This window comes from Caldimonas tepidiphila (assembly GCF_003569765.1).
Taxonomy (GTDB): Bacteria; Pseudomonadota; Gammaproteobacteria; order Burkholderiales; family Burkholderiaceae_C; genus Caldimonas; species Caldimonas tepidiphila.
This window is the reverse complement of sequence record NZ_QXMG01000052.1, coordinates 20,375-38,779: the sequence shown is the minus strand read 5'-3', so window position 1 is coordinate 38,779 and position 18,405 is coordinate 20,375. Positions and strand designations below refer to the sequence as shown.

At 72.3% G+C, this 18,405-nt stretch carries 17 protein-coding genes and 1 tRNA gene; 8 read left to right on the top strand and 10 right to left on the bottom strand.

What is annotated here, in order from left to right; genetic code table 11:
- Positions 1 to 751: 751 nt before the first annotated feature.
- The 4 genes from D3A59_RS20185 to D3A59_RS20170 all read right to left on the bottom strand — a co-directional run bounded on the left by D3A59_RS20185 (position 752) and on the right by D3A59_RS20170 (position 3,746).
- Positions 752 to 842, bottom strand: a tRNA-Ser gene (locus tag D3A59_RS20185).
- An 88-nt stretch (positions 843 to 930) separates the two neighbouring features.
- Positions 931 to 2,235, bottom strand: coding sequence for a serine--tRNA ligase (gene serS / locus D3A59_RS20180; RefSeq protein WP_119157130.1), 1,305 nt, complete (start codon positions 2,233 to 2,235; stop codon positions 931 to 933).
- Positions 2,236 to 2,337: 102 nt separating this feature from the next.
- Entirely contained in the window at positions 2,338 to 3,303 is a 966-nt protein-coding gene (gene ispH / locus D3A59_RS20175) for a 4-hydroxy-3-methylbut-2-enyl diphosphate reductase (RefSeq protein WP_119157129.1), read from the bottom strand.
- Positions 3,303 to 3,746, bottom strand: a complete 444-nt coding sequence (locus D3A59_RS20170; RefSeq protein ID WP_119157128.1) for an FKBP-type peptidyl-prolyl cis-trans isomerase — start codon at positions 3,744 to 3,746, stop codon at positions 3,303 to 3,305. The genes ispH and D3A59_RS20170 overlap by 1 nt, the downstream gene beginning before the upstream one ends.
- 77 nt (positions 3,747 to 3,823) lie before the next feature.
- On the opposite strand from D3A59_RS20170, the gene radC reads away from it, so the two are divergent.
- Both radC and D3A59_RS20160 read left to right on the top strand, forming a co-directional pair.
- Positions 3,824 to 4,498, top strand: coding sequence for a RadC family protein (gene radC, locus D3A59_RS20165; protein ID WP_119157127.1), 675 nt, complete (start codon positions 3,824 to 3,826; stop codon positions 4,496 to 4,498).
- A gap of 29 nt (positions 4,499 to 4,527) precedes the next feature.
- Positions 4,528 to 5,151, top strand: coding sequence for a Smr/MutS family protein (locus D3A59_RS20160; RefSeq protein ID WP_119157126.1), 624 nt, complete (start codon positions 4,528 to 4,530; stop codon positions 5,149 to 5,151).
- A gap of 48 nt (positions 5,152 to 5,199) precedes the next feature.
- Here D3A59_RS20160 and D3A59_RS20155 read toward each other — a convergent pair whose 3' ends face one another.
- From D3A59_RS20155 to D3A59_RS20145, 3 genes are all read right to left on the bottom strand, one after another.
- Positions 5,200 to 5,610 carry a group II truncated hemoglobin gene (locus D3A59_RS20155; protein ID WP_240636142.1) on the bottom strand — a complete coding sequence of 137 codons (411 nt, stop codon included), beginning with the start codon at positions 5,608 to 5,610 and terminating at the stop codon, positions 5,200 to 5,202.
- Complete coding sequence (locus D3A59_RS20150; protein WP_119157124.1) at positions 5,607 to 6,956, bottom strand: M48 family metalloprotease; 1,350 nt, start codon at positions 6,954 to 6,956, stop codon at positions 5,607 to 5,609. Before D3A59_RS20150 ends, D3A59_RS20155 begins: the two co-directional genes overlap by 4 nt.
- Positions 6,957 to 7,127: 171 nt before the next feature.
- Positions 7,128 to 9,662, bottom strand: a complete 2,535-nt coding sequence (locus D3A59_RS20145; protein WP_119157123.1) for an ABC transporter permease — start codon at positions 9,660 to 9,662, stop codon at positions 7,128 to 7,130.
- Positions 9,663 to 9,834: 172 nt separating this feature from the next.
- On the opposite strand from D3A59_RS20145, the gene D3A59_RS20140 reads away from it, so the two are divergent.
- From D3A59_RS20140 to D3A59_RS20120, 5 genes are all read left to right on the top strand, one after another.
- A complete protein-coding gene (locus D3A59_RS20140) occupies positions 9,835 to 10,695 on the top strand; it encodes a DODA-type extradiol aromatic ring-opening family dioxygenase (RefSeq protein ID WP_119157122.1) in 861 nt (286 codons plus the stop codon).
- Between the two features lie 644 nt (positions 10,696 to 11,339).
- A complete protein-coding gene (locus D3A59_RS20135; RefSeq protein ID WP_119157121.1) occupies positions 11,340 to 11,663 on the top strand; it encodes a hypothetical protein in 324 nt (107 codons plus the stop codon).
- Between the two features lie 14 nt (positions 11,664 to 11,677).
- Complete coding sequence (locus D3A59_RS20130) at positions 11,678 to 12,244, top strand: GTP-binding protein (protein ID WP_119157120.1); 567 nt, start codon at positions 11,678 to 11,680, stop codon at positions 12,242 to 12,244.
- Between the two features lie 275 nt (positions 12,245 to 12,519).
- Positions 12,520 to 12,981, top strand: coding sequence for a hypothetical protein (locus D3A59_RS25525; RefSeq protein ID WP_157991603.1), 462 nt, complete (start codon positions 12,520 to 12,522; stop codon positions 12,979 to 12,981).
- A gap of 13 nt (positions 12,982 to 12,994) precedes the next feature.
- Positions 12,995 to 13,564, top strand: a complete 570-nt coding sequence (locus D3A59_RS20120; protein ID WP_119157119.1) for a GTP-binding protein — start codon at positions 12,995 to 12,997, stop codon at positions 13,562 to 13,564.
- A 110-nt stretch (positions 13,565 to 13,674) separates the two neighbouring features.
- Here D3A59_RS20120 and D3A59_RS20115 read toward each other — a convergent pair whose 3' ends face one another.
- Complete coding sequence (locus tag D3A59_RS20115; RefSeq protein WP_119157118.1) at positions 13,675 to 14,733, bottom strand: adenosine deaminase; 1,059 nt, start codon at positions 14,731 to 14,733, stop codon at positions 13,675 to 13,677.
- Positions 14,734 to 14,924: 191 nt separating this feature from the next.
- Here D3A59_RS20115 and D3A59_RS20110 point away from each other — a divergent pair, with 191 nt between their 5' ends.
- Positions 14,925 to 16,085, top strand: a complete 1,161-nt coding sequence (locus D3A59_RS20110; RefSeq protein ID WP_119157117.1) for a 2Fe-2S iron-sulfur cluster-binding protein — start codon at positions 14,925 to 14,927, stop codon at positions 16,083 to 16,085.
- A 13-nt stretch (positions 16,086 to 16,098) separates the two neighbouring features.
- Here the strand turns inward: D3A59_RS20110 and D3A59_RS20105 are convergent, their stop codons facing one another.
- Entirely contained in the window at positions 16,099 to 17,097 is a 999-nt protein-coding gene (locus D3A59_RS20105; RefSeq protein ID WP_119157116.1) for an aromatic ring-hydroxylating oxygenase subunit alpha, read from the bottom strand.
- Positions 17,098 to 17,238: 141 nt separating this feature from the next.
- Positions 17,239 to 18,402 (bottom strand): BMP family ABC transporter substrate-binding protein, encoded by a 1,164-nt coding sequence (locus D3A59_RS20100; protein WP_119157115.1) that lies wholly within the window; start codon positions 18,400 to 18,402, stop codon positions 17,239 to 17,241.
- Between the last annotated feature and the right edge of the window lie 3 nt (positions 18,403 to 18,405).

The following is an 18,405-nucleotide window of genomic DNA, read 5'->3' as shown; positions in this document are numbered from 1 at the left end:
GGCGCTGTCAAGCCACGCCCCGCCCGGCGCCCTCGCTGCCATTTGTGCAACAAAGCCAGTTCCGCACGCCAGAATTTCCCCCCTTCGGGAGCGAATCAAATCAGCAAACGACCGGCGATGGGAGGGGGAGCCAAAAGTCTGGAGCGCCTGACATGGAAACCGGCCGGTTCGTCTCGCACCGCTAACCCGGGACAAGAAAGGGCGCATTTCTCGGCTGCACGCAGCGAGGGAACCGAGCGGTGTCCCACCTGAGCCGGCAGACTTTCACACCCCGCCGCCGTAGCTTTTTTCTGGACATTTGAGCAGAGAAGGCAAACCGGCGGGTATCCAATCCGCAGCGTCCAGACTTCCGACCGCCCCCCGCCGGGCTTTTTCGTTATTGACTGGCGCTGCGTTCCACGGCCGACGAGGCTGCCGCGTCTCACAACGCCATCCCGCAGGGTGTCGCGCTTCTCGACGTCCTGGCACGCCGAGGCGCTGGACTCTGAGGCCGATGCTTGCCGGCGGAAGGGTGGCGCCCGAAACGCGCCCCGTCCGCAACCAGCGCAAGAGTACGCCTGTTGCCACTGCGCGCAGCAATGCGCCGAGCCCGAACGGCGACAGCCGGCCGGGGGTAGCTACATGGTGAACTACGCGGCAGGAAACCCCTTACCAGTGGCTACATGAGCCGCCGACCGAAGCCGGAAAGCAAAAACGCCCGGCGGTGCCGGGCGTCTTGTGCATCGCTAAGTGCTTGTCGCGCTTAGTGTTCTGGCGGAAAGGGAGGGATTCGAACCCTCGATACAGGAAACCTGTATACCGGATTTCGAGTCCGGCGCATTCGACCACTCTGCCACCTTTCCTTGTGTACTGCTGTGGTCATTCGCTGTGTCGCGAAGCCTGCCATTGTAGCCGAGTCTTCGCGAACTTCTCAAGCGGCACGAAAAATTTTCAGCGCGCCGCGGGCTCCAGCACCTTCACGCCGCCCATGTAGGGCCACAGCACCTCGGGCAGCTCGATGCTGCCGTCGGCGCGCTGGCCGTTCTCCAGCACCGCCACCAGCGCGCGGCCCACCGCGAGGCCCGAGCCGTTGAGCGTGTGCACGAGCTCCGGCTTGCCCTGCGCGTTGCGGAAGCGCGCCTGCATGCGCCGCGCCTGGAAGGCCTCGCAGTTCGACACCGAGCTGATCTCGCGGTAGGTGTCCTGCGCCGGCAGCCAGACCTCGAGGTCGTAGGTCTTGGTCGCGCCGAAGCCCATGTCGCCGGTGCACAGCGTCACCACCCGGTACGGCAGGCCGAGCTTCTGCAGCACCGCCTCGGCATGGCCGAGCATCTCCTCGAGCGCCTCGTAGCTCTTCTCCGGGTGCGTGATCTGCACCATCTCGACCTTGTCGAACTGGTGCTGGCGGATCATGCCGCGCGTGTCGCGGCCGGCGCTGCCCGCCTCGGAGCGGAAGCAGGGGCTGTGCGCGGTCAGCTTCAGCGGCAGCTGGTCGGCGGCGAGGATCTGCTCGCGCACGCTGTTGGTCAGCGAGATCTCGGAGGTCGAGATCAGGTACTGCTCGGGGTGCGAGTCGTCGCCGCCGCGGCTGACCCAGAACACGTCCTCCTTGAACTTCGGCAGCTGGCCGGTGCCCTCGAGCACCTCGCGGTTGACGATGTAGGGCGTGTAGCACTCGGTGTAGCCGTGCTCGCCAGTCTGCACGTCGAGCATGAACTGGGCGAGCGCGCGGTGCAGCCGCGCGATCGGGCCCTTCATGAAGGTGAAGCGCGCGCCCGAGAGCCGGGCGCCGGTCTCGAAGTCGAGGCCGAGCGCCTCGCCGAGGTCGACGTGGTCGCGCGGCGCGAAGTCGAAGGTCTTCGGGGTGCCCCAGCGGCGCAGCTCGACGTTGCCGCTCTCGTCCGCGCCCACCGGCACGCTCTCGTGCGGCAGGTTGGGCACCGACATCAGCATCGCCGACAGCTCGGCCTGGATCACCTCCAGCCGCTCGGCCGAGGCCTTCAGCTCGTCGCCGATGCCGCCGACCTCGGCCATCACCGCCGAGGTGTCCTGCTGCTTGGCCTTGAGCATGCCGATCTGCTTGGAGAGGCTGTTGCGCTTGGCCTGCAGCTCCTCGGTGCGGGTCTGGATCGTCTTGCGCTCGCCCTCGAGCGCGCGGAAGCGCTCGACGTCGAGGAAGGGTTGCGGGTTCTTGCGCTGGTCGAGCCGGGCGACGACGCCGTCGAGGTCTTTGCGCAGCAGGGTGATGTCGAGCATGGGCAGTCTTTCAGGGGAATCGCGCGATTGTAGGAAGACGCGCGTGCCACAAAGCGAAGCGGCGCCCGCAGGCGCCGCGCGAGGACACGCGGGGGGCCGGGCTCAGGCCGCGGGGGCCTCGCCCATCGAGCGGTCGCCGAGGCCCTTGGGCAGCGGGAAGTGCACCGTCTCCTCGACGCCCGGCATGCGCCGCACGCCGGCGGCGCCGAGCGCCTTGAGCCGCTCGATCACCTGCTGCACGAGGATGTCGGGCGCCGAGGCGCCGGCGGTCAGGCCGACGCGCGGGCGGCCCTCGAACCACGCGGACTGCAGGTCGGCCGGGTCGTCGACCATGTAGGCCGGCGTGCCGAGGCGGTCGGCGAGCTCGCGCAGCCGGTTGCTGTTGGAGCTGGTCGGGCTGCCGACGACGATGACGATGTCCACCTGCGGCGCGAGCACCTTGACCGCGTCCTGGCGGTTCTGCGTCGCGTAGCAGATGTCCTGCTTCTTCGGCTCGCGCACCTGCGGGAAGCGCCGCTTGACGGCCGCGAGGATCTCGGCGGCGTCGTCGACCGACAGCGTGGTCTGCGTCACCACCGCGAGCCGCTCCTGCTGGCGCAGCCGCACGCGCTCGACGTCGGCAACATCCTCGACGAGGTGGATGCCCTCGCTCAGCTGGCCCATCGTGCCCTCGACCTCGGGGTGCCCCTTGTGGCCGATCATGATGAAATCGTAGCCTTCCTTGTGCAGCTTGGCGACCTCGACGTGGACCTTGGTGACGAGCGGGCAGGTCGCGTCGAAGACCTGGAAGCCGCGGCGCGCGGCCTCGGCGCGCACCGCCTTCGGGACCCCGTGCGCGCTGAAGACGAGCGTCGCGCCGGCGGGCACGTCGGCGAGGTCCTCAATGAAGATCGCGCCCTTGGCCTTGAGGTCGTTGACGACGTAGGTGTTGTGCACGATCTCGTGGCGCACGTAGATCGGCGCGCCGAACTTGCGGATCGCGCGCTCGACGATCTCGATGGCGCGGTCGACGCCGGCGCAGAAGCCGCGCGGCTCGGCCAGCAGCACCTCATGGACGTGCGCCGCCATCACAGCACCCCGATCAGCTGCACCTCGAAGCGCACCGGCTGGCCCGCGAGCGGGTGGTTGAAGTCGAACAGCACCCACTCGTCGCCGATCTCGCGCACCACGCCCGCGTAGCTGCCGGCGCCGTCGGGCGTCGGGAACTGCACCACGTCGCCGAGGTGGTAGGTCTCGTCCGGGTCGCCGAGCTCGTCGAGCAGCCCGCGCTTGACGCGCTGCAGCAGTTGCGGGTTGCGCTCGCCGAAGGCCTCGCCGGCCGGGATGTCGAAGCTCGTGCGGCTGCCCTCCTCCAGGCCGATCAGGCGCTGCTCCATCGCAGGCGCGAGCTCGCCGGTGCCGAGCGACAGCGTCGCGGGCGTGCCGTCGAAGGTGTTGATGATGTCGGCGCCGTCGGGCGCGGAGAGGCGGTAGTGCAGGGTCAGGAAGGACCCGGGTTGGACTTTGGGCACGCGGCGTCCTGCGTTTTGTAGACTGGCCCGGATTGTAGAAGCGCGCCCCAACCCGCATCGCGCGTGCCGAGAAGGCCATGACGCTCAAGAACCTGCCGGAGGAACTGCGGCCGCGCGAGAAGCTGCTCGCGCAGGGCGCCCAGACGCTTGCCGACGCGGAGCTGCTCGCGCTGCTGCTGCGCACCGGGCTGCAGGACCGCCCGGTGCTGCGGCTGGCGCAGGACCTGCTCGACGAGTTCGAGGGCGTCGCCGGGCTGCTGCACGCGCCGCCCGAGGCGCTGGCCGGCATCCGCGGGCTCGGGCCCGCCAAGCGCGCCGAGCTGCTCGCGGTGCTGGAGCTGGCGCGCCGCGCGCTCATGCAGCAGTTGCGGGACCGGCCGGTGTTCGATTCGCCGACGCGCGTGAAGGACTACCTGCGGCTCACGCTCGGGCCGCGCCCGCACGAGGTGTTCGCGGTGCTGTTCCTCGACGCGCAGAACCGGCTGCTGCGCATGGACGAGATGTTCCGCGGCACGCTGACGCAGACCAGCGTCTACCCGCGCGAGGTGCTCAAGTGCGCGCTGCACTACAACGCCGCAGCGGTGATCCTGGCGCACAACCACCCCTCCGGTGTGGCCGAACCGTCGCGCGCCGACGAATACCTCACGCAGACGCTCAAATCCGCACTGGCGCTCGTGGATGTGCGGGTGCTCGACCACCTCGTGGTGGGTCGCAGCGAGGTGGTTTCATTTGCCGAACGGGGGTTGTTGTGAAGGCGCGCAGTCTTGCCGATCTGGGTCCGATGCGCAGTGCGCTCGCGCGTGCGGCGCGCGAGGCGGCGGAGAACGAGGCGCGTCGGCGCGAGGCCGAGCACAAGGCGCAGCGCGAGCGCGAGCTGTTCTCGCGCACGGTCGGCGCGGTGCTGCCGATCCGCGACCCCGGCATCATGCCGCTGGAGCGGCCCCGCCCCGAGCCCGAGCCGGTGCAGCGCTGGCTCGACGAGCAGCGCGTGCTGCTCGAGTCGATCTCGGACGAGTTCGACGTCGAGTCGCTGCTCGAGACCGACGAGGCGCTGTCCTTCCGGCGCCCGGGGCTCGGGCCCGAGGTGGCGCGGCGGCTGCGCCGCGGCGACTGGGTGATCCAGGCGCAGATCGACCTGCACGGCCTGCGCCGCGACGAGGCGCGCGAGGCGCTCGGCGCCTTCCTGCGCGAATCGGTCAAGCAGGGCCGGCGCTGCGTGCGCGTCGTGCACGGCAAGGGCAACGGCTCGCCCGGCCGCGAGCCGGTGCTCAAGGCCAAGGTGCGGACCTGGCTGGTGCAGAAGAACGAGGTGCTGGCCTTCGTTCAGGCGCGCGCTTCCGAGGGCGGCGCCGGCGCGCTGGTGGTGCTGCTCGCGCCGCCCGGTGCGCCCCGGCGCGCCGCGTGAGAGGCCGCATGGCGCGGCAGCGGGCGGCGCAGGCAGCGGAGCCGGGCCTCAGCCGCCCTTGTTGCGCATCCAGTCGGCGGTGTTGAAGAAGGCGGCGCGCAACCGCTCGACCAGCGCCGCGTCGAGCTCGACCTCCCGCATCGCGCGCTCCATGCACGCGAGCCACTGGTCGCGCTCGCGGATGCCGATCGCGAACGGCAGGTGGCGCGCGCGCAGCCGCGGGTGGCCGAAGCGCTCCATGTAGTGCTGCGGCCCGCCGAGCCAGCCGCACAGGAACCAGAACAGCTTGTCGCGCGAGCCGTCGAGCGGCGTCGGGTGCATCGCGCGCAGCTCCGCCCAGGCGGGCTCCAGCTCCATCAGGTCGTAGAAGCGGTCCACGAGCGCTCGCACCTGCGCCTCGCCCCCGATCAGGTCGAAGGCCGTGGTGGACTCGGTGACGGTCGTGTCGTCGGCGTTCATCTCAGATAACCCCATTCCTTCAGCCTCGCGGCTGAAAACCGTGCGGCGGCCCCCTCGGAGCCCTGCCGCAGAAATGCCTCGTAGTGCTGCGCCGCCTGGTGCCGCCGGCCCATGCCCTCGAGCGTCACGCCTTTCAGGAAGACCACGCCCGCATCGCCGGGCAGCAGGCGGTCGTAGTGGTCCAGCAGCGCGTGGGCGCGAGCCGGCTCGCGCTGCGAGAGGCTCAGCACCGCGGCGAGCTTGTGCGCCTGCGCCTCCTGCGGATAGACGCTGCGCGCCGCCTCGGCGTAGCGCTGCGCCTCGTGGGTGCGGCCCTGCGCCTGCAAGCACTGTGCCATACGCAGGTTGGCCGCGTAGTCCTGCGGGGTCAAGCGCAGCGCGTTGGCGAAGTGCGACTGCGCCGCCTGCGGCGCCTTGCGCGCCATCGCGGTCTCGCCGAGCTTGCAGGCTTCGATCGTCGGGCGCAGGCGCCGCAGCGAGGCGGTGCGGTCCATGAAGCGCTCGCGCTGCGGCGACAGCCGCGCGCTCGCGGCGTAGTCGCCCTCGGCGCGCCAGCGCGCCGCGTCGCGCCGCTCGGTGCTCATCGGGTGGCTGGAGAACATCGTCTCGAGCAGCGAGGGCTGCAGCCGCTCGTGGTCGACCAGCGTCTGGTGCAGCGCGGTCATGCCGCCGGCCGGGTAGCCGGCGCGCACCAGGTAGTCCTGCCCGAGCGCGTCGGCCTCGCGCTCGTCCTGGCGCGAGTAGTTCGCGAGCAGCGCGCTCGCGCCGATCTGGCCGCCGAGCCCGATCAACGGCGCCCACCCCGAGTCGCCGGAGGCCAGCTGCAGCCCGAGCAGCGCCGACTGGGCGATCAGCGCCTTGCCCTGGCGCTGCGCGGCGTGGCGGGCGTTGACGTGGCCGAGTTCGTGCCCGAGCAGCGCCGCGAGCTGCGCCTCGTTGTGCAGCTCGGTCACGATGCCGCGCGTCACGCCGACCGCGCCGGCCGGGAAGGTGTAGGCGTTGACGTAGTTGGCGTTGAGCACGCGCCAGGAATACGGCAGCTGCGGCCGCTGCACCTGCGCCTGCAGCCGGCGGCCGACCTCGCCGACGTAGTCGTTGAGCTGCGCGTCCTGCACCGGCCCCAGGTCCTGCGAGAACTGGTGCGGCGCCTGCTGCGCGTCGACGCGCCGCTCCTCGTCCTCGCTCATGCCGACGACGATGGTGCGACCCGTCACCGGCGAGGACGCGCAGCCCTGCAGCAGCGGCGCCGCCAGCACCGTGGTGCCGGCGCCGAAGAGCCACATCGCGTCGCGGCGCGAGATTCGGTTGCGCCGCAGGCGGAGGGCGAGTTCGGCGGGAAGGCTCATCGGTCGGGAACGGGCAGCGGCGAAAAAAGGCATTGTAGGCAGCAGGGGAATAGGCCGTCCCGCTTGCCCGACCGCCACCCCCGGCCACCGGCCCTTGCTGCGGCGACGCCGCCGGCCGACCGCGGCCTGCCCCGGCATGCGCCACGCCCGCGCGCTCCGGGGCGCGCCCGCTCACTCCGCGGCGCGGCGCAGCGTCTGCACCACCGGGCGGCGCAGCACCTCGCGCAGGCCCCACCAGCCCGCGGCGAGCGCCAGCAGCGCCCCCGCCACCGCGCCGGCCAGCGGCACCCAGGGCGAGGCGCTCCACTGGAAATCGAAGGCGTAGCGCGCCAGCGCCCAACCCACCGCCACCGCCGCCAGCGAGGCGAGCGTGCCGGCGAGCGCGCCGACGCCGAGCAGCTCGGCGCGCTGCACGCGCGCCAGCAGCACGCTGCCCGCGCCCATCGCGCGCATGATCGCGAACTCGCGCGCGCGCTGCTCGCGCGTGGCCGTCACCGCCGCGAACAGCACCACCAGGCCCGCGGCGAGCGTGAAGCCGAACAGGAACTCGACCGCGCGGATCACCTGGTCGAGCACGCGCTGCACCTGCGCGAGCGAGGCCGAGACGTCCACCGTCGTGACGTTCGGGAAGCTGCGCGCCAGCGCCGCGTCGAAGCCGCGCTGCGGCGGCGCGCGGAAGGCGGCAATGTAGGTGACGGGCACGTCCTCGTCCATCGTCTCGCGCGCGAACATCACGAAGAAGTTGACCCGCATCGAGGCCCAGTCCACCTTGCGCAGGCTGGTGATGCGGCCCTCGTGGGCCTGCCCGGCGATCTCGAAGCTCAGCCGGTCGCCGAGATTCAGGCCGAGCGTCTCGGCCAGCCCCTGCTCGACGCTCAGGCCGTCGGGCGCCGCGTCGTCCCAGCGGCCGGCCACGAGCTCGTTGTGCGAGGGCGGCGAGGCGCCATGGCTGAGATTGAACTCGCGCTCGACGAGGCGCTGCGCGCGGTCGCCGGCGAAGCGGTCCCCGCGCACCGGCTCGCCGTTGATCGCGATGAGGCGGCCGCGGATCATCGGGTACCAGTCGTACTGCCGCACGCCCGACTCGCGCAGCTGCCGCTGGAAGTCCTGTGCCTGGTCGGGCTGGATGTTGATGACGAAGCGGTCGGGCGCGTCGGGCGGCGTCGCGCCGCGCCAGCTCGCGATCAGGTCGGTGCGCAGCAGCACCAGCAGCACCAGCGCGAGCAGGCCCACCGCGAGGCTCGCCACCTGCAGCACCGCGAAGCCCGGGCGCGCGGCGACCTGGCGCGTGGCGAGCACCAGCCAGCGCGGTGCGCGCGACTCGGGCACCGCGCGACGCAGCAGCAGCACCGCGAGCCAGGACAGCAGCGCGAACAGCGCCACCGCGCCTGCGAAGCCGCCCACCGCGATCGCGCCGAGCTTCAGGTCCGAGGACGCCGCGAGCAGCAGCGCGGCGAAGCCGCATGCGCCGGCGGCCAGCACCGCGAGCGAGGCGGGCTTCAAGGCGCCGACGTCGCGGCGGATCACCCGCAGCGGCGGCACTCGCGCGAGCTGCAGCACCGGCGGCAGCCCGAAGCCGAACAGCAGCGTCAGGCCCACGCCGAAGCCGAACAGCGCCGGCCCCGCCCCGGCCGGCGGCAGCGCGGTCTCCACCAGGCCCGCGAGCAGCGCGACGAAGACATGGTGCACCGCGAAGCCGAGCGCGACGCCGAGCGCGCTGGCAAGCAGCCCGACGAAGGCGAACTCGATCGCGTAGCTCCAGGCGATGGTGCGCTGCGGCTGGCCGAGCACGCGCAGCATCGCGCAGTCGTCGAGGTGGCGGCTCGCGAAGTCGCGCGACGCGATGCCGACCGCGACCGCCGCGAGCAGCGCGGCGAGCAGCGCGACGAGGTTGAGGAACTTCTCGGCGCGGTCGAGCGTCTGGCGCATCTCGGGCCGCCCGCTCTCGAGCGACTCCACCCGCAGGCCGCGCCAGCCCTCGCGCGCGATCGCCGCCTCGGTGTCGGCGACGAAGCGCGGCACCGCCGCCTCGCGGCCCGGCGGCGCGGCGACCGCGAGGCGCCAGGTGACGCGGCTCGCCGGCTGGATCAGCCCGGTCGCGGCGAGGTCGGCCTCGTTCAGCATCACGCGCGGCGAGAAACTCATGAAGCCGGCGCCCCGGTCCGGCTCGAGCGCGATCGTGGCGGCGATGCGCAGCGACGCGTCGCCGAGCAGCAGCGCGTCGCCGATCGCGAGCCCGAGCGCGTCGAGCACCGCGGCGTCGGCCCAGACGCTGCCGGGGGCGGGCCCGTGCGCGACGCGCTCCTCGGCGGCGCCCGGTGCGCGCACCACCGACAAGGTGCCGCGCAGCGGGTAGCCCTCGGCCACCGCCTTGACCGCCACCAGCCGCGTCGCGCCGCCCTTGTCGTCCGGCGCGCGCGCCATGCTCGGGAACACCGCGGTGCGGGTGCTGCGCAGCCCCAGCGCCGCGGCCTGCTCGGCGAGCTGCGGCGGCGGCGGCTGGTCGGCCGCCACCACCGCGTCGCCGCCGAGCAGCTGCGCCGCGTCGCGCGCGAGGCCGTTCTTGAGCCGGTCGGCGAAGAAGCCGACGGCCGTGAGCGAGGCGACGGCCAGCATCACCGCGACGAGCAGCAGGCGCAGCTCGCCGGCGCGGAAGTCGCGGAGGGTCTGGCGCCAGGCGAGGCGCAGCGTGTGGAGGGTCGGCATCGGCGGGAGGATGGGCACGTGGGGGAATCGAGCCCGCATCATCGCGCAGCCGCCCGCGCGGCGAGGCGCGAGGGGCTTGGGGACGCGGCGCCGGCAGGGTCGCAATCGGACTGAATCCTCGCTTCAATCCGCGTGAACCTCATGCCGGGGCGGCGGTGCTGTAATCGGACGCATGGACACCCCCGCCTCCCCCCTGCCGGCCCTCTTCCTGTCGCACGGCTCGCCGATGATCGCGCTCGAGCCCGGCGCGGCCGGCGCCTTCATGCAGCGGCTCGGGCCCGCGATCGACGCCGCCTTCGGCCGCCCGCGCGCGATCCTGGCGATCTCGCCGCACACCGCGGCACGGCGGCCGGTGCTGCTCGCCGCGCCGCGCCACGAGGCCGTGCACGACTTCGGCGGCTTCGACGCCGCGCTGCACCGCATGCGCTACGACGCGCCGGGCTCGCCCGCGCTCGCCGACGCGGTGCAGCGGCGGCTCGGCAACGCCGGCATCGAGGTGCTGCGCGACGACGCGGCGGGCGGGCTCGACCACGGCATCTGGGTGCCGCTGCGCTACCTGTGGCCGCAGGCCGACGTGCCGGTGCTGCCGCTGGCGCTGGTGCCCTTCATGACGCCGGCGCAGCTGTTCGAGCTCGGGCGCTGCCTCGCGCCGCTGCGCGAGGAGGGCGTGCTGGTGCTCGCCACCGGCAGCATCACGCACAACCTGCGCCTCGTCGCCGAGGGCGGGCGCCGGGTGGACCTGCCCGAGCGCCCCGAGAGCGCGGCCTTCCGCGCCTGGATGCACGAGCGCGCCGCCGCGTCCGACCGGGAGGCGCTGTTCGACTACCGCCGCCGCGCGCCGCACGCCGCCTTCATGCACCCCACCGACGAGCACCTGCTGCCCTTCTATGTCGCGGCAGGCGCGGGCGGGCTGGAGCCGGCGCCGCTGCGGCTGCACGAGAGCGTCACCTACGGCGTGCTCGGCATGGACGCCTACGCCTTCGGCCCGGAGTCGGGGCGGCTGGCGCGGGCGCTGGACGCGGGCGCCGCCTGAGCGGGGCGGCGAGGCAGGGCCTCGCTCTGGGTGCCGCGCTGCGGGCGCAGGCGGCCCTGATGCTGGACCCGCCGACCCGAGAAGCGATGGAAGCGGCCGGCGGCGATCACGCGGCGGATCGAACCCGCCGTGGAGCCCCAGCATGCGCGGCTGCACGGTTGCGCGGGCAGCGGGGCCTCGTGCAGCCCGCTTGCGAAGACCTTGATGCCTGCGGCACCCCGCACAGCAGGCCGCCCGCCTCGCATCGGGTCTGCCCCGCCCCCTCAAAAGGGGGAGCCGGCGTTACTGGGTGTGAGAGGATGTGTAGATTGTCAGCACTCCCTGTTGTTCAAGGAGAAGCACCGCAGCGGCAGCCGCTGTGCGGGTTCCCGGAACGAATTCCCCCGGCAACGCCGCAACGGCTCCCGAGATTTCCCGGCTGCCCGGCGGATACATGTCCCCTGTCTCGACGGTTCCCCCGTGCCCTTCCCATGAACACTAGCGATGCCTCCCGAATGCCCTTTCCCGCCCGTGCCCCGGAAATCCTCCTCTCGCGCAATCCCTTCCCGAGGCCGCCCCTCGCGTCCGGGAACCCGGAGGCCGCGTCCCGCTGGCTGGAAGCGGTCGCCGAAGCGCGGCAGCTCCCTTGCGCAGAGGCCGGGCTGATGAGCCGGCTGTTCGGCCTCGTGTCCTGGCCCAACCTGACGCGGCTGCCGCAGGAGCTCGCCGTGCCCGCGGCGCGGATCTGCGGGCTGCTGTGGCACAAGCGGACCGCCGGCGCCCTGATCCCCCGGGTGCTCGACCTGCCTGCCGGGGAGGTGGCGGTGCTGCTGCAGGTGCTGCTGGCGCTCGGCCACGTCGAGGCCGCGGGCGTCCCGCTTCCCGGCGGCGACGCCGGCGGCCGCCGCGAGGAGCCGGCGCTGCCGCCCCCGCTGCCCGACCAGTCGCTGCTCGGCAAGTTCCGCCGCTGGCTGGTCACCGTGCACTGAAAAGGAGGCGAACCATGGAGAGGAGCATTCTTTTCCTCGGGCCGGTCGGTGCCGGCAAGACCGAGGCGGTGCGCACGCTGAGCGACATCGAGGTCGTCGACACCGACGCCGAGGCCACCGACGACACCACGCAGCTCAAGCGCCACACGACGGTGGCGATGGACATGGGCGTCATCGGACTCGACGGCCGGGACAGGATCCGGCTCTACGGTGCGCCGGGCCAGGACCGCTTCGACTTCATGTGGGACATCCTGCTCGATCAGTCCGAGGGGGTGATCCTGCTGATCGACCACAGCCGCGAGGACCCGCTGTCGGACCTCGAGCACTACCTGGAGCAACTCCAGGCCCGCATGGGGGAGCGGCCTTGCCCGCTCGTGCTCGGCGTCACCCATGTCGATCTGTGCCCGCAGCGATCGCTGAGGCCCTACCGCCGTTATCTGGAGCGCCGGGCCCGGTGGGACGGCGCCTGCCGCCTTCCGGTCCTGGAGGCGGACGCGCGCGACCGGCAGGACATGAAGATGCTGCTGCTGACGCTGGTGTCGATGCTGGAGATGCGGGAGAGATTCCCGAGGCCCGCCTGAGAAGGGGCGGTGCGGCGGGACTGCGGCCGGGAGGCGCAGTGCAAGGCGAAGCAGGCAGGACGAGGAGCGCGGCGGATCAGGCCGGGGGCGGGCAAGGCGGAAACGAAACATTCAAATACATCTTTTTGACACATCCGTCCAGCACAGTCGGAATCAACCCCGAGCCGCAGCAGGCACAAGCGATGTGAGCGACCGTCCTCCTGGAAGCCGCAAGCGCGCCTTTCCGCAAGGGCGTCCGGGGCCAAACCGGCATGCGACATCTTGGGAGAGTCCACATGGAAACCCTGCTCGTCATTTCCCCGCCCGCGGCGCCCCCGGCCCCGCAGCACGCCCGCGCCCCCGAGCCGCTGCCGCTGCAGTGGCAGCTCGCCCTGGAGCAGGCCCGGCAGGAGCCCGGGCGGGAGCGCCTGGCGGTGCAGCTGCTGGAGCTGGTGTCGTGGCCGAATCTCACCGAGTTGCCGCCGCAACTCAACCGCCGGCTCGTGCCCGTCTGCGCGCTGCTGTGGCGCAAGCGCACGGCCGGGCTGCTGGTGGCGCGGGTGCTGGACCTGCCCGACGACGAGACGCTGACGCTGCTGGCGGCGCTGCGCCGCCTCGGCCACGTGCGGCCCCTGGAGCAGGGGGCGGCGCTGCCGGAGGACGTCCCGCTCGCCGCCGGGGAAAGCCCGCCGCCGCAGCGCCGGTGCAGCGACACGCTGGCGGGCCGGTTGTGGCGCCACCTCACTGCCTGCTGCTGAAGGGAGCGCGGCCATGGAGTGCAGCATCCTGTTCATCGGCCCGGTCGGCGCGGGCAAGACGCGCGCGGTGCGCAGCGCGAGCGACATCGAGGTGGTGGACACCGAGGCGCGGGCCACGGACGAGACGGCCCGGCTCAAGGAGCACACCACCATCGCGATGGACCTGGGCGTGATCCGCCTCGACGCCCGCAGCAAGATCCGGCTCTACGGCGCGCCGGGCCAGGACCGCTTCGACTTCATGTGGGACATCCTGCTCGAGCAGTCGCGCGGCGTGGTGCTGCTGGTCGACCACGGCCGCGCCGACCCGCTGGCGGACCTGGAGCACTACCTGGACGCGCTGCACCGCCGCATGGGCCGGTGGCTGCAGCCGCTCGTGATCGGCGTCACCCATGTCGACTGCCGGCGCGAGCGCCCGCTCGACATCTACCGCGACTATCTCGGCAGCCACCCGCGCTGGTCGCAGCAGCGCTGCATCCCGGTGCTCGGCATGGACGCGCGCCGCCGCGAGGACGTGAAGACGGTGCTGATGACGCTGGCGGCGATGATGGAGATGGAGGAGCGCTTCGCGCCGCGGGCGGCATGAGCGCGTCGCCGGGCCGCCCCAAGACGCGCGAAGTCCCGCTTGGCGGGACCGCGCACAGCGCGAGGGTGCACCAATGAGCCCCGGGCCGCCGCTTGCGAGCCGCCCCGCCCTCAAGCCGCCGCGAAGCGCCGGAAGCAGTCGTCGACCGCGGCGAGATGACGCGCGCGCGCCGCCTCGTCGATGAAGCTCGCCTCGAAGCTGTTGCGCATCAGCTGCCAGGCATGCCCGGCGTCGAGCGGCAGCGTGGCGAAGATCTCGAGGAAGTTCCGGTTCACGTAGCCGCCGAAGTAGGCCGGGTCGTCGGAATTGACGGTGGCGCACAGGCCCGCGTCGAGCAGCTCGACGAGCCGGTGCTGCGCCATCTGCGGGTAGACGCACAGCTTCACGTTCGACAGCGGGCAGACGGTCAGCGGCACGCGATCGCGCGCGAGCCTCCTCACCAGCGCCGCATCCTCCAGGCAGCGCACGCCGTGGTCGATGCGCTCGACCCGCAGCACGTCGAGCGCGCTCTCGATGTAGGCCGGCGGCCCCTCCTCGCCGGCATGGGCGACGAGGCGCAGCCCCAGCTCGCGGCAGCGGGCGAAGACGCGCGCGAACTTCTCCGGCGGGTGGCCGCGCTCGCTCGAGTCGAGCCCGATGCCGATGAAGTGCTCGCGATACGGCAGCGCCTGCTCGAGCGTCGCGAACGCGTCCTCCTCGCTCAGGTGGCGCAGGAAGCACAGGATCAGCGCGGTGGACAGGCCCAGCTCGCGCCGCGCGCGCTCGCAGGCCGCGCCCAGGCCGCGGAACACCACGCCGATGTCCACGCCGCGCGCGGTGTGCGTCTGCGGGTCGAAGAAGATCTCGGCATGCGCGACGTGGTCCGCATGCGCACGCTGCAGGTAGGCCCAGGCCATGTCCTCGAAGTCGCGCTCGTGCAGCAGCACGCTCGCGCCGGCGTAGTAGATGTCGAGGAAGCTCTGCAGGTCGGTGAAGGCGTAGGCCGCGCGCAGCGCCTCGACACTCGCGTAGGGCAGGCTCACGCCGTTGCGCTGCGCGAGCGCGAAGATCAGCTCCGGCTCCAGCGAGCCCTCGATGTGGATGTGCAGCTCCGCCTTGGGGCAGGCCTGCACCAGCGCGGGCAGCGCCTCGCGCGGAATGCGGGCGGGATCGAAGGGCGGCGTCGTCATCGGATGTTCTCCTGGGTCTGCGAAACGGGAACCGGTCGGTTCCAGGCGACAAGCATGCCGGAGTCCTTCCCGCGGCGCGGGGGAAGGTGGTTTAATCCCGCAGACGCTTTCGTAACCAGATATTTCACGATGCTTATGAAGCCCCCTGCCCCGACGCCCGAGCACCCGCAAGCCGAACCCGGGAGGCGCGCATGAGCCCGGTCACCGTGAGCCTGCAAGGGCGGGAGGTCGAGATGCGGCCGCAGGAGACGGTGCTCGACGCGCTGCTGCGCAGCGGCATCGACGTGGCCTTCTCGTGCCGCGGAGGCGTCTGCCACGCCTGCATGCTGCGCTGTGGCGAGGGCGAGGTGCCGGCGGCCGCGCAGCGCGGCCTGCCGCAGGGGCTCAAGGAGCTGGGCTACCTGCTGGCCTGCCAGTGCCGGCCGCAGCGCTCGCTCGCGCTGGAGGCGCCGCGCGCGAGCGACCTGCGCACCACCTGCGTGCTGACCGCGGTCGAGGGCCGCGGCACGCCCTTCCTGCGGCTGCGCTTCGAGCCGATGCGCACGCTCGCCTACCGCCCGGGGCAGCACCTGCGCCTGGTCAGCGGCGACGGGCTCGACCCGGTGCTGCTGCTGACGAGCGACCCGATGGAGGACTGGCAGATCGAGGCGGTGCTGCACTGCCCCGGCGGGGAGCCGCCGCTCGCCTGGCTGCGCGAGGAGCTGCCCTTCGGCCAGGAGTTCGAGGTCTGGGGCCCGGTGGAGTCCGGCGCGGCGGCGGCCGGCGCCGAGCTCGAGCCGCCCGCGCCCGACCCGGCGCTGTGGCACGAGCTCGACGAGGGCCGCACCGTGCGCCGCGTGCTGGAGGACTTCTACGCGCAGGTCTATGCCGACGAGCGCCTCGCGTCCTTCTTCGAGGGCGTGACGATCGACCGCGCGATCGGCAAGCAGTACTCCTTCCTGCAGCTGATGATGACCGGCGAGAAGGTCTACTTCGGCGAGCGGCCGCGCAACGCGCACCACTGGATGGTGATCTCCGACGAGCTGTTCGACTACCGCCAGGCGCTGATGGTGCGCACGCTCGAGAAGCACGGCCTGCGACCGGCGCAGATCGCGCGCTGGACGCGCTTCGAGGAGCACTGGCGGCGCGACATGGTGAAGTCCGCCGCCTGGCCCAAGGTGATGGACGGCATCGAGTTCCCGCTGCACGGCTACGCCAGCGAGGTGCTCACCTCGGGCTCGATGTGCGACCACTGCGGCGGCGAGGTGCCCGAGGGCACCGAGGTGCTCTACCACGTGCGCCTGGGCAAGATCAGCTGCCCGCAGTGCGCGCCGGCGGTGCGCTCCGGCGCCGACGAGACGGCCGCGGCCTGAGCGGCCGCCGCCTTCAGCACACGCCGAAGCTCACGTCCAGCTCGCGCAGCCAGCGCCGGTAGGCCGCCGAGCTGCGGTCGGCGGCGCTGTGCACCTCGGTCGCCGGCGCGTCGCGCCCGACCGGCAGGCGCTTCGGGCGCTGCGACTCGAGCACCGGGCGGTCCTGCGCGAAGATGGTGTGCTGGAAGGCGCGCAGCTCCGCGTCGCTCGATGCGAAGTCCGGCACCGCGAGCCGGAACCAGACGCGGCTGCGCTCGGGCTGCTGCGGGCAGACGAAGAGCGCGATCGACTCGCGGTAGCCGGCCTGCCGCTCGGGCGCCTTGCTCAGCACCGCCATGAAGGGGTGCGGCACCGCGTAGTCGTAGGCGACCCAGGAGCCGGCGGTGGACAGGCGGTTGCTTTGCGGCTGCCAGGCCTGGCAGTTCGTCACGCGCAGGCCGTCGGCGCCGGTCGCCACCTGGTAGGCGGGCAGCTCCGCATGCCCGCGCTCGCCGAGCCAGTCCTCGTGCACGAAGCTGAAGTGCGCCATGTCGAGAAAGTTCTCGACGATGCGCGGCGCGCTCGTCTCCACGTCGTAGGGGCCGCACAGCAGCTTGCGCAGCCGCGCGTCGGGCTCGGCCTCGAAGGCGGGCGGCGCCACCGGCAGCCCCTCCCCTTCGGCCTCGGGCCGCACCCACAGGAGCCCATGGGCCGCCACGACCGCATGGCGCGTCGCCGCGTGCGAGGCCGGCGGGCTGAAGGCCGGCACCGCCGGGATGCGGCGGCAGCCGCCGCCCGCGCCGAACTGCCAGCCGTGGTAGGGGCACTCGAGCCGCGCCTCGCCGTCGACGCGCACCACCTTGCCGAGCGACAGCCGCGCGCCGCGGTGCGGGCAGCGGTCGGCGAAGGCCTGCACGCCGCCCTCCTCGTCGCGCCACAGCACCAGGTCCTCGCCGAGCAGCGTCACCGCCAGCGGCGCGTCGCCCAGGTCGGCCTCGGCGGCCACCGGATGCCAGAGCCGGTTCTCGATCATCGCGTCAGTCTCCGTCACGCCGCACTGCGCCGGCGCGTGCGCCTGAAAAGAAGAAGGCCGCCGGGCGCATCGATCGCGCCGCGGCGGCCTGCCGGAAGCCGGCGCCCGGGGGCCTCGCGGCCCGGGGCGCCCGCCATCCCGTCACTTGCCCGCAGGCACCTTGCCCTCGACGCCCTTCACGTAGTAGTTGATGGCGTGCAGGAACTTGTCGTCGGCGACCTCGCCTTCCTTCAGCACCACCTTGCCGTCCTGCGCGGCGATCGGGCCCTTCCAGATCGCGAAGCTGCCGTCCTTGAGGCCGGCCTTGATCTTGTCGACCTGCTCGCGCGTCTCGGCCGGCACCTTGTCGGAGATCTTCACGAGGTCGATCGTGTTCTCCTTGACGCCCCACCAGGTGGAGCCGGTCTTCCAGTTGCCCTCGAGCACGTCGCCGACGGCCTTCTTGTAGTACGGCGCCCAGTTGATGATCGCCGAGCCCAGGTGCGCGTTCGGGCCGAAGTGGCTCATGTCGGAGTCCCAGCCGAAGGCGAGCTTGCCGGCCTTCTCGGCGGTCTGCAGCACGGCCGACGAGTCGGTGTTCTGGAACAGCACGTCGGCGCCGGCGTTCAGCAGCGACTGCGCGCCCTCGCCTTCCTTCGGCGGATCGAACCACTTGTTGACCCAGACCACCTTGGTGGTGACCTTCGGGTTGACGCTCTGCGCGCCGAGCGTGAACGAGTTGATGTTGCGGATCACCTCGGGGATCGGCACCGAGCCCACCACGCCGAGCACGTTGGACTTGGTCATCTTGCCGGCGATCACGCCCGCCATGTACGCGCCCTCGTAGGTGCGGGCGTCGTAGGTGCGCAGGTTCTCGGCCGTCTTGTAGCCGGTGGCGTGCTCGAACTTCACCTCCGGGTTGTCGGCGGCGACCTTCAGCATGTAGTCCATGTAGCCGAAGGTGGTGCCGAAGATCATCTTGTTGCCCTGGCCGACCAGGTCGCGGATCACGCGCTCGGCGTCCGGGCCTTCGGGCACGCTCTCGACGAAGCTCGTCTGCACGCGGTCGCCGTACTCCTTCTCGACCTCCTTGCGCGCGTTGTCGTGCGCGAAGGTCCAGCCCGCGTCGCCCACCGGGCCGACGTAGGCGAAGGCGATCTTGAGCGGCTCGGGCTTGGCTGCAGCCGCAGCCGACGCCGGGGCTTCGGTCGTGGCAGCGGCGGGCGCCGCCTCCTCCTTCTTGCCGCAGCCGACCAGGGCCGCGGCGGCAGCCAGCGAGGACCAGCCGGCCAGCTTCAGCAGCGAGCGCTTGGAGACATGGGACATGGC

Coding starts and splice junctions, on each gene's coding strand:
- D3A59_RS20120 (WP_119157119.1), top strand. CDS start 12,995: ATGGAGTGCAGCATCCTGTTCATCGGCCCGGTCGGCGCGGGCAAGACG.
- D3A59_RS20155 (WP_240636142.1), bottom strand. CDS start 5,610: ATGAACGCCGACGACACGACCGTCACCGAGTCCACCACGGCCTTCGAC.
- serS (WP_119157130.1), bottom strand. CDS start 2,235: ATGCTCGACATCACCCTGCTGCGCAAAGACCTCGACGGCGTCGTCGCC.
- ispH (WP_119157129.1), bottom strand. CDS start 3,303: ATGGCGGCGCACGTCCATGAGGTGCTGCTGGCCGAGCCGCGCGGCTTC.
- radC (WP_119157127.1), top strand. CDS start 3,824: ATGACGCTCAAGAACCTGCCGGAGGAACTGCGGCCGCGCGAGAAGCTG.
- D3A59_RS20100 (WP_119157115.1), bottom strand. CDS start 18,402: ATGTCCCATGTCTCCAAGCGCTCGCTGCTGAAGCTGGCCGGCTGGTCC.
- D3A59_RS20130 (WP_119157120.1), top strand. CDS start 11,678: ATGGAGAGGAGCATTCTTTTCCTCGGGCCGGTCGGTGCCGGCAAGACC.
- D3A59_RS20140 (WP_119157122.1), top strand. CDS start 9,835: ATGGACACCCCCGCCTCCCCCCTGCCGGCCCTCTTCCTGTCGCACGGC.
- D3A59_RS20110 (WP_119157117.1), top strand. CDS start 14,925: ATGAGCCCGGTCACCGTGAGCCTGCAAGGGCGGGAGGTCGAGATGCGG.
- D3A59_RS20150 (WP_119157124.1), bottom strand. CDS start 6,956: ATGAGCCTTCCCGCCGAACTCGCCCTCCGCCTGCGGCGCAACCGAATC.
- D3A59_RS20145 (WP_119157123.1), bottom strand. CDS start 9,662: ATGCCGACCCTCCACACGCTGCGCCTCGCCTGGCGCCAGACCCTCCGC.
- D3A59_RS25525 (WP_157991603.1), top strand. CDS start 12,520: ATGGAAACCCTGCTCGTCATTTCCCCGCCCGCGGCGCCCCCGGCCCCG.
- D3A59_RS20135 (WP_119157121.1), top strand. CDS start 11,340: ATGAGCCGGCTGTTCGGCCTCGTGTCCTGGCCCAACCTGACGCGGCTG.
- D3A59_RS20115 (WP_119157118.1), bottom strand. CDS start 14,733: ATGACGACGCCGCCCTTCGATCCCGCCCGCATTCCGCGCGAGGCGCTG.
- D3A59_RS20160 (WP_119157126.1), top strand. CDS start 4,528: ATGCGCAGTGCGCTCGCGCGTGCGGCGCGCGAGGCGGCGGAGAACGAG.
- D3A59_RS20105 (WP_119157116.1), bottom strand. CDS start 17,097: ATGATCGAGAACCGGCTCTGGCATCCGGTGGCCGCCGAGGCCGACCTG.